This is a genomic window from Rhodovulum sp. (assembly GCF_011048875.1).
GTDB classification, from domain to species: Bacteria; Pseudomonadota; Alphaproteobacteria; order Rhodobacterales; family Rhodobacteraceae; genus Rhodovulum; species Rhodovulum tesquicola.
The window spans coordinates 1-7827 of record NZ_DSDD01000277.1 but is presented as its reverse complement, the minus strand read 5'-3'; the positions used below and the strand labels follow the sequence as shown (position 1 = coordinate 7827).

The window sequence follows — 7827 nt, the reverse complement described above, 5'->3', positions numbered from 1 at the left end:
ATCCGTGGGCCTGGGCGAGATCAATGTCGGCGTGTCCCAGCTCGACCAGGTGACCCAGCAGAACGCGGCCATGGTCGAGGAAGCCACCGCGGCCAGCGCGACGCTGCGCCACGAGGCCGAGACGCTGCAGGGCCTCGTGGCCCGGTTCCGCCTGCAGCGCAGCACGCCCGCCCGACCCCTACAGCCCGGCGCCATGACCCCGCTCCGCCTGGTCGACCCGGCCCGTCCGACCTCCGGCCCCGCACCCGCGGCCACCGTGCCGCAATCCGAGCGCCTGGCGTGCGCGGCGGGGGCCGAGACCTGGCAGGATTTCTGATCCGCGTCCGTAAACTGCATCTGGGGCGCTCGGGACACCCGGCGCCCCTGTCCATTCGGCCCATCCCTGTGCAGGATGTTGGACATTTGCGCGCATGGGCGCTAGATCAGGGCCGTTGACAGGAGGCCCCATGCGCCCGCGCGATCTCAGCATTCCCGACCAGCGCCATCCCGAAAAGGCGCATCGCCCCGACACCGCCCAACCGAAGAAACCCGCCTGGATCCGCGTGCGCGCACCGGGCGGGCAGGGCTATCGGCACACCCACCGCATCATCCGCGAACACGGGCTGGCCACGGTCTGCGAAGAGGCGGGTTGCCCGAATGTGGGCGAATGCTGGGCGCATGGGCACGCCACCATGATGATCATGGGCGAGATCTGCACCCGCGGCTGCACCTTCTGCAATGTCGCGACCGGCAAGCCCCAGGCGCTCGACCCGTTCGAACCCGGCCGGGTGGCTGACGCAGTGGCCCGGCTGGGGCTGAAGCATGTGGTGATCACCTCGGTCGACCGCGACGACCTGGAGGATGGCGGGGCCGAGCATTTCGCGCGCACCATCCGCGCCACCCGCCACCGCACGCCCGAGACCACGATCGAGGTGCTGGTGCCCGATTTCCTGAAATGCCGGCCCGCGGCGCTGGAAACCGTGGTCACGGCAAAACCGGACGTCTTCAACCACAACCTGGAAACGGTTCCGGGGCTTTATCCCGAGGTGCGGCCCGGCGCGCGCTATTTCCATTCGCTGCGCCTGTTGCAGCGGGCCAAGGAGATCGACCCGGGCGCCTTCACCAAGTCGGGTATCATGGTGGGCCTGGGCGAGACGCGGCAGGCGGTGCTGCAGGTCATGGACGACCTGCGCGCGGCCGATGTCGATTTCCTGACCATCGGGCAATATCTCCAGCCGACGCCCAAGCATCACGCGGTCGACCGCTTCGTCACGCCCGAGGAATTCGCCGCCTATGAACGCGCGGCCTATGGCAAGGGGTTCCTGATGGTCTCGGCCAGCCCGCTCACGCGGTCGAGCTATCACGCAGGCGAGGATTTCGCCCGTCTCCGCGCCGCGCGTGAACAGGCCCTGTCATCGCGCTGAGGCGCGCGCCCCCGGACAGGGCTGTCACATCTTCCGCTCGCGCCCCGAGATCACCATCAGTTCGCCGATATTCTCGCGCGTGATATAGCCGACCATGCGCCCCAAGGGCTCAGTCACCGCGACCGCCGGCGCGCCGCTGTCCTGCAACGCGTCGAGCGCGGCATCCAGCGGCGCGGCCAGCGGCACCGTCGGAATGCCCTCGGTCATGGCCTCGGCTACAGGCCGCATCCTGCTGCCCTCGGCGGCAAGTGCTGCGAACAGGGCGTTCCGGGTCAGGAAGCCGCGCAGACCGCCCCCGGCATCGACCACCGGAAATTCGTGCTGGGTAGTGCGGATCACCGCGTTCGAGGCCACCTGAAGGGTGTCGGCGGGTCTCAGCGTCTCGAAATGGACGATCATCGCATCGCGCGCGCGCAGATGCCGGGCCATGTCGCGCAACGACACATCGGCGCTCTCGGCGCCTGCGGCCACGAAGATGAAGATCGCGATCAGCACCAGGACCGGGCTGCCCCAGGTCAGACCGAGAAAGCCGAAGAGGAAGGCCAGCGCCTGGCCCGACCGCGCCGCCAGCCGGGTCGCTGCGACCCGCCCGATTCCATAGGACAGCGCCGCGCGGAATACCCGTCCGCCATCCATCGGGAAGGCCGGGATCATGTTGAACAGCACAAGATAGAGGTTGAGCGCGGCAAGGCTGCCCCAGAACGCCGCCGCGCCGCCCTCGCCGAGTTGCGCGAATGTGGCGATGTCGGGCCGTGCGCCGAGCGCGACCAGAACAAGCCAGATCACGACATTGACCGCAGGCCCGGCCAGCGCCACGGCGATTTCCTGGCCGGGCTTCTCGGGCATGCGTTCAAGCCGAGCAAGCCCGCCGATCGGCAGAAGCGTGATGTCCGGCGTCGCGATCCCGAAACGGCGCGCCATCAGCGCGTGACCGAACTCGTGCGCCACCACGCAGACGAAGAGCGCCAGCACGTAGACCACGCTGATCGCGGCCGAGGCGGGACCGTAGGCAATCCAGGAGGCGGCGCCGATCCAGGCCAGCAGCAGGAAGAAGGTGGCATGCACCCTCAGTTCCGAGCCGAACAGGCTGCCGATGGGAAAGGACCACGTCATCGCTTCTGCCTCGGGGCGCCGTCAGCGCGCAGGGAGGCCACCCCCCTAGAACGGGATCTCGTCGTCGAGATCGCCCGCCGGAGCCGGCGCCGGCGAGCCCCGGAAATCGTCGCCCCGGCCCTGGTCGTGATCGCCATAGCCCCCGCTGCCATAGCCCCCGCTGCCGCTGCCGCTGCCGCGGCCGTCAAGCATGACCAGTTCGCTGCGATAGGGGCGCAGCGCGATCTCGGTCGTGTAGCGCTCCTGGCCGGACTGGTCCTGCCATTTCCGGGTCTCGAGCTGGCCCTCGATATAGACCTTGGAGCCCTTCTTCAGGTACTGCTCCGCGACCCGAACAAGAGGTTCGGGATAGATCGCCACCGAATGCCATTCGGTCCGTTCACGCCGCTCGCCGGTATTGCGGTCCTTCCATTGTTCCGAGGTCGCGATCCGCAGGTTGCACAACTTGCCGCCACTGGGAAAGCTGCGCACCTCCGGGTCGCGGCCGAGATTGCCGATGAGGATGACCTTGTTGACCGAACCCGCCATTTGGGTGCCCCCTGTCGAATCTGAACTTTCGCATTTCCCGTTTACACCACCCCCTCAGGTGTAATGGAAGTTGAAAATCCGCCCGGTCGCGGGACCGGTGTTCTGCGACCGGCGGCAAGGCTGGCAGGCGCACGCGTTTTTGCCTATAGTTCCGCGGGACGCAAGTAACGACCGGAAGAGGGACAGTGCTTCGCAACCTGATGGCGGTCCTGACGCTGCTCGGGCTCGGGATCGCACCCGCGAGCGCGGATGTAACGGTTTCGTCCAAGGCACGCGCCGCGATCTTCGAGACGCAAAAGCGCGTGCTGGACGGGCGCGCGGCGCAGCAATATGCCAATTCCGTGCGGCTTCAGCCGCAGCGGGTGGTCACCCCTTCGGCAGGCGGCACATTGCCCTATGCGGGCAAGTACCGCGGCGAGTATCTCGAACATGCCCGCGCCGCTGCCCGCCGCCATGGGGTGCCCGAGGATCTGTTCCTCAGGCTCGTTCAGCAGGAATCGGGCTGGAACCCGGGGGCGGTCTCGCACAAGGGGGCAATCGGGCTGGCGCAACTGATGCCCGGCACCGCGCGCCTGTTGGGGGTGGACCCGCGCGATCCGCAGCAGAACCTCGAGGGCGGCGCGCGCTACCTGCGCCGCCAATTCGACCGGTTCCGGTCCTGGCGGCTGGCGCTGGCGGCCTACAATGCCGGCCCCGAGGCGGTCGAGCGCCATGGCGGCGTGCCGCCCTATGCCGAGACACAGACCTATGTCCGGCGAATCTGGGGCAGCTAGGGCAGAGCGTCCGGCACCAGCCGCGTTACCCCGACCGCCGCAGCCCGCGCCAGTGCCGGGTCCAGCGACATCGGGATATACTCGCCGCGCCGCCACAACTCGCCCAGATCGTCATAGTGTCGGCTGAGCGGGTGGCCCGACTGCCCGGTCGAGATCACGAAGACCGAACTGTCGGGGTCTGCGAAATCGAAGACCCCGCGAAAGCCCGCGCCGTGGACATTGGCGAAAGGCTCGGGGTCGCGGGCGCGGGTCAGGCCGCGGTTAAGCGTGTTGTCTCCGCCGGAAGTCGGCTGGCGGATATTGACGAACCATTTCAGGAACGGCACCTCGCCCAGCACCGGATGATCGTGCCAGGCCTGATGCGCAGCCCCCCAGCGCAGGCTTTCGAGTGACCCGCCATAGGTCTCGGACAGCCACAGAAGCGCCTCGTCCAGTGCTAGCCGGGCGATCTCGGTGCAGGTTTCGGTCGCGCCGGACTGGCGGATGTCGCACCAGGCGCTGGCCCCGTCGATATCGCGGAACACCCGCTCGATGAACAGCGGCTCGACATGAGCGAACTCGTCGGCCAGCGGACCCAGGTCGTCGCGGATCAGCCGGTCCTGAAGGTGCCTCAGCCAGGCGGCATAGATCAACGGCTCGGGCAGATGTTCGTTCATCTCGCCATTCCACGCGGCCAGCAGTTCCAGCGCGCGCTGGCGCCGCCGCTCGGGGCTGCCCGCAGGCGCGGGCTCGCCGGTGAACCACAGATCGCGCGCGATCAGCGGCAGAAGCGACTGCGCAGTGAAGGACACGGTATCGAGCTGTGCCTCGATGAAGCTCTCGCGGCTATGCACCGAGCGGCGCGTCATCAGCGTCTTCCAGCGCTCGATCCGCTGGGTGTCGCCCCAGTCATAGCTGACATGCAGCGGGAAGGGCCGGTCCAGAAGCTTGTTGTTGGTATTGCCCAGTATGCCGCTTTTGGGCGCGCGAAACCGCGGGTTGGCGGCATAGTTCAGCCAGCCCTGCCAGCGGTTTTCCTCACGCCAGCCCGGCACCGGCAGGCGCCCCTGGCTTTGGTGTTCGGCCATCCGGCGGGGCATCGCGCCCACGGTCTGCAGGGCGATGGTTTCCCTGTCGACCACCACGAGGTTCTGCGCGGGCGCGATGAAGAACCGCCCCGCCTCAAGTGCCTCGTCCACATTGCGCGCGCGCATCAGCTTCAGCGCCGCGCTAAGCGAGGTGTCGGCGCCGCTCAGCAGGGTCCAGGCCAGCGCCGTCACATGGCCGGGCGGCGTGATCGAGCCCAGCCCGAAATGCCCGCCGGGCAGCACCGGGCCGTTTTCGGTCCAGCGCATGGTGATCGTCACCGGCTCGCTGTCGGCGACGCGGATGATCGAGCGGCGCGTCTCGAAGGGAACAAATCCCTCGGGCACGCGGTATTCCTCGGGGTTTTCGGGGTTGAGTTGCTCGAGATACACGTCCTGATCGTCCAGATAGGCCGTGGTCATGCCCCAGCCCAGATCGGCGGACCGTCCCGTCAGGATTGCCGGAATGCCTGGTATCGTGCCGCCGATCACCCCCCCGGTCTCCAGTTCCAGCCGCGCGAGGTACCAGATCGACGGCGCGGTGAAGCCCAGATGCGGGTCGCTTGCCAGAAGGGTGCCACCGGCGGCCGAGCGGCTGGGCGCGGCGGCAAAGACGTTCGAGGCCGAGGCGAAGGCCCGCCGGCCGAAGGGCGAGAGAATCCCTTCGGCCATCCGGTCGAGCGGCGCGGAGGAGGGCAGGACCCCCGGGGCCAGCGTCGCATAGTCGGGCAGCGCCGCAATGCCCTGCCCGGGCGCATCCGGCATGAGATCGCGCACCCGCTCGGCTCCGATCAGCAACGACAGCCGTGCGCGCAGCACCTCGGTCTCCAGATGGCTCGACAGACTGAGCCCCATCAGCTTGCCGAGGGCGATCGAATCGGCCGGTTGCCACATTGCGATCTCTGGCGAGAACAGAAAGAACTCGGGCGCGCCGCGGCCGCGTGCATCGGCGTTGACCCGCCCGATCCAGGCGTTCACCCCGTCCGCATAGGCTTGGAGCGCGGCCATGGCATAGGGGTCTTGTGCCTTCACCGAGCTTTGCGCCAGCCCGTAGATATCAAGTCGTCGGATCAGCTCGTCGACGGCCAGCGTGCGGCTTCCGAAAAGCTCGGACAGACGCCCCTGCGCGGTCCGCCGGAGCATCGTCATCTGCCACAGGCGGTCCTGGGCATGGGCAAAGCCCAGCCCGAAGAACACGTCGGTGTCCGACTCCCCGAAGACATGCGGCACATTCGCGTTGTCGCGCACGATCTCGACCGGCGCGGTGATCCGGGCGACGTTGTGCACGGCCTCGTAATCGGGCAGCGAGCGTGCGGCGAGGTAATAGACCGTGGCCCCGGCCAGGAAGGCCAGGATCACCGCGGCCGCGAAAAGCCGCAGAAGCCAGCGGAAAAGCCCGGCCATGTCCGCCCCGTTGTTGACGCCCCCGATACGGCCGTTAGTTAGGGGCAAATGCCAAAGACTGCAACGAGGGGGAAGCTCCAATGGCAAAGGTCGCGTTTCTGGGGCTTGGGGTGATGGGCTATCCCATGGCCGGGCACCTTGCGGCCAGGGGGCATGAGGTCACTGTCTACAACCGCACCGCCGCCAAGGCCGAAGCCTGGGTCGCCCAGCATGGCGGCAGCGCTGCCGCGACGCCCGCTGCCGCAGCCGCGGGCGCAGAATTCGTGATGGCCTGCGTCGGCAACGATGACGACCTGCGCGCGGTCTGTACCGGGACGGAGGGCGCCTTCGCGGGAATGGCCGAAGGCACGATCTTTGTCGATCACACCACCGTTTCGGCCGCCGTGACGCGCGAGATGCACGAGGCCGCCGCCGCCGCGGGCATCGGCTTTGTCGATGCACCGGTCTCGGGCGGGCAGGCCGGGGCCGAGAACGGGCAGCTTGTCGTGATGTGCGGCGGTACGCAGGCCGCCTATGACCGCGCCGAGCCGATGATCGCATCCTACGCAAAGGCCTGCCGCAGGCTGGGCGACAGCGGGGCAGGGCAACTGACCAAGATGGTCAACCAGATCTGCATCGCGGGGCTGGTGCAGGGGCTGGCCGAGGGGCTGCATTTCGCCGAGAAGGCGGGGCTTGACGGGCGCGCGGTGGTGGAGGTGATCGGCGGCGGCGCTGCCGGAAGCTGGCAGATGATGAACCGCTACGAGTCGATGATCGAGGACCGCTTCGATTTCGGCTTCGCCGTCGACTGGATGCGCAAGGATCTCGGGATCTGCCTTGCGACCGCCAACGAGACCGGCGCCAGCCTGCCGGTAACGGCCCTGGTCGATCAGTTCTACAAGGACGTGCAGAAACTTGGCGGCGGGCGCTGGGACACATCGAGCCTGATCGCACGGCTCCGTGCGATGGGCTGAGGCGCAAGGGGGGGGCGGCAGGCTGCGGATTCGCTGAAGGAAGGGACGTTATCGGGCGACGTTGTCAGGTTGCCTTCGCCCGGCATCCCGCAAGCACTTCGCCCTGGCCCGGCATGCCCCCGCCGCCAATTCCGTTCTCCAAACCGCAGGATGGCCGCGGGCCAGCCTTGTCGGGATGGACCAGTGTCACGCGGCCTCCGAGTTCTGCATGTCGAGCACCGGAACGCCGTCCACGAGGACCTTGCGCGATCGTTCGTCCCGGTGGCGGCCGAAGATCTGAGGCTTTGCCATGGACAACAGCATGTCGGCCCGCGCACCGCGCGTTCGCCAACCGCGGCCACATCCGCCGGGCGTGGCCTGGTTGCGGCGCACATGAGCCGACATTTCCCGGTCCGATTCCCGATGGTGTCCATGTCGCCCATCCCGATGCCTGGACGAGAGCGAAACGGGATGGTTCACAGGCGTTCTAGGCTCCAGACTCATTGATCTTCAAAGCCAGAAGATGACGGTTGCGGCGAGGGCGACGGCGGAGAGGAACGTCGTGGCGCACCTGTCATAGCGTGTGGCGATGCGGCGCCAGTCCTTCAGT

Annotated in this window: 6 protein-coding genes and 2 pseudogenes; 4 read left to right on the top strand and 4 right to left on the bottom strand. The window is 67.8% G+C overall.

All coding sequences use genetic code 11. The annotated features are described in order from the left end of the window. Positions 1-316 (top strand): annotated as a pseudogene (locus ENN83_RS09770) (chemotaxis protein); the annotation flags it as partial. A 130-nt stretch (positions 317-446) separates the two neighbouring features. Further along, positions 447-1403 carry a lipoyl synthase gene (lipA, locus tag ENN83_RS09765; RefSeq protein WP_287186400.1) on the top strand — a complete coding sequence of 319 codons (957 nt, stop codon included), beginning with the start codon at positions 447-449 and terminating at the stop codon, positions 1401-1403. Between the two features lie 24 nt (positions 1404-1427). Here lipA and ENN83_RS09760 read toward each other — a convergent pair whose 3' ends face one another. Beyond that, the gene (locus ENN83_RS09760) at positions 1428-2516 is read right to left on the bottom strand and encodes a site-2 protease family protein (RefSeq protein WP_287186398.1); all 1089 of its coding nucleotides are present in this window, start codon (positions 2514-2516) and stop codon (positions 1428-1430) included. A gap of 45 nt (positions 2517-2561) precedes the next feature. Beyond that, on the bottom strand, positions 2562-3044 hold the full coding sequence (ssb, locus tag ENN83_RS09755; protein WP_287186395.1) for a single-stranded DNA-binding protein: 483 nt from the start codon (positions 3042-3044) through the stop codon (positions 2562-2564). Between the two features lie 200 nt (positions 3045-3244). On the opposite strand from ssb, the gene ENN83_RS09750 reads away from it, so the two are divergent. Next, positions 3245-3817, top strand: coding sequence for a lytic transglycosylase domain-containing protein (locus ENN83_RS09750; protein WP_287186392.1), 573 nt, complete (start codon positions 3245-3247; stop codon positions 3815-3817). Here ENN83_RS09750 and ENN83_RS09745 read toward each other — a convergent pair. Then, positions 3814-6285: a penicillin acylase family protein gene (locus ENN83_RS09745; protein ID WP_287186389.1), complete on the bottom strand. Its 2472-nt coding sequence runs from the start codon at positions 6283-6285 to the stop codon at positions 3814-3816. The genes ENN83_RS09750 and ENN83_RS09745 overlap by 4 nt on opposite strands. 80 nt (positions 6286-6365) lie before the next feature. On the opposite strand from ENN83_RS09745, the gene ENN83_RS09740 reads away from it, so the two are divergent. Then, positions 6366-7238, top strand: coding sequence for an NAD(P)-dependent oxidoreductase (locus ENN83_RS09740; protein WP_287186386.1), 873 nt, complete (start codon positions 6366-6368; stop codon positions 7236-7238). A 489-nt stretch (positions 7239-7727) separates the two neighbouring features. Here the strand turns inward: ENN83_RS09740 and ENN83_RS09735 are convergent. After that, positions 7728-7827: pseudogene (locus ENN83_RS09735) on the bottom strand (IS5/IS1182 family transposase); the annotation flags it as partial.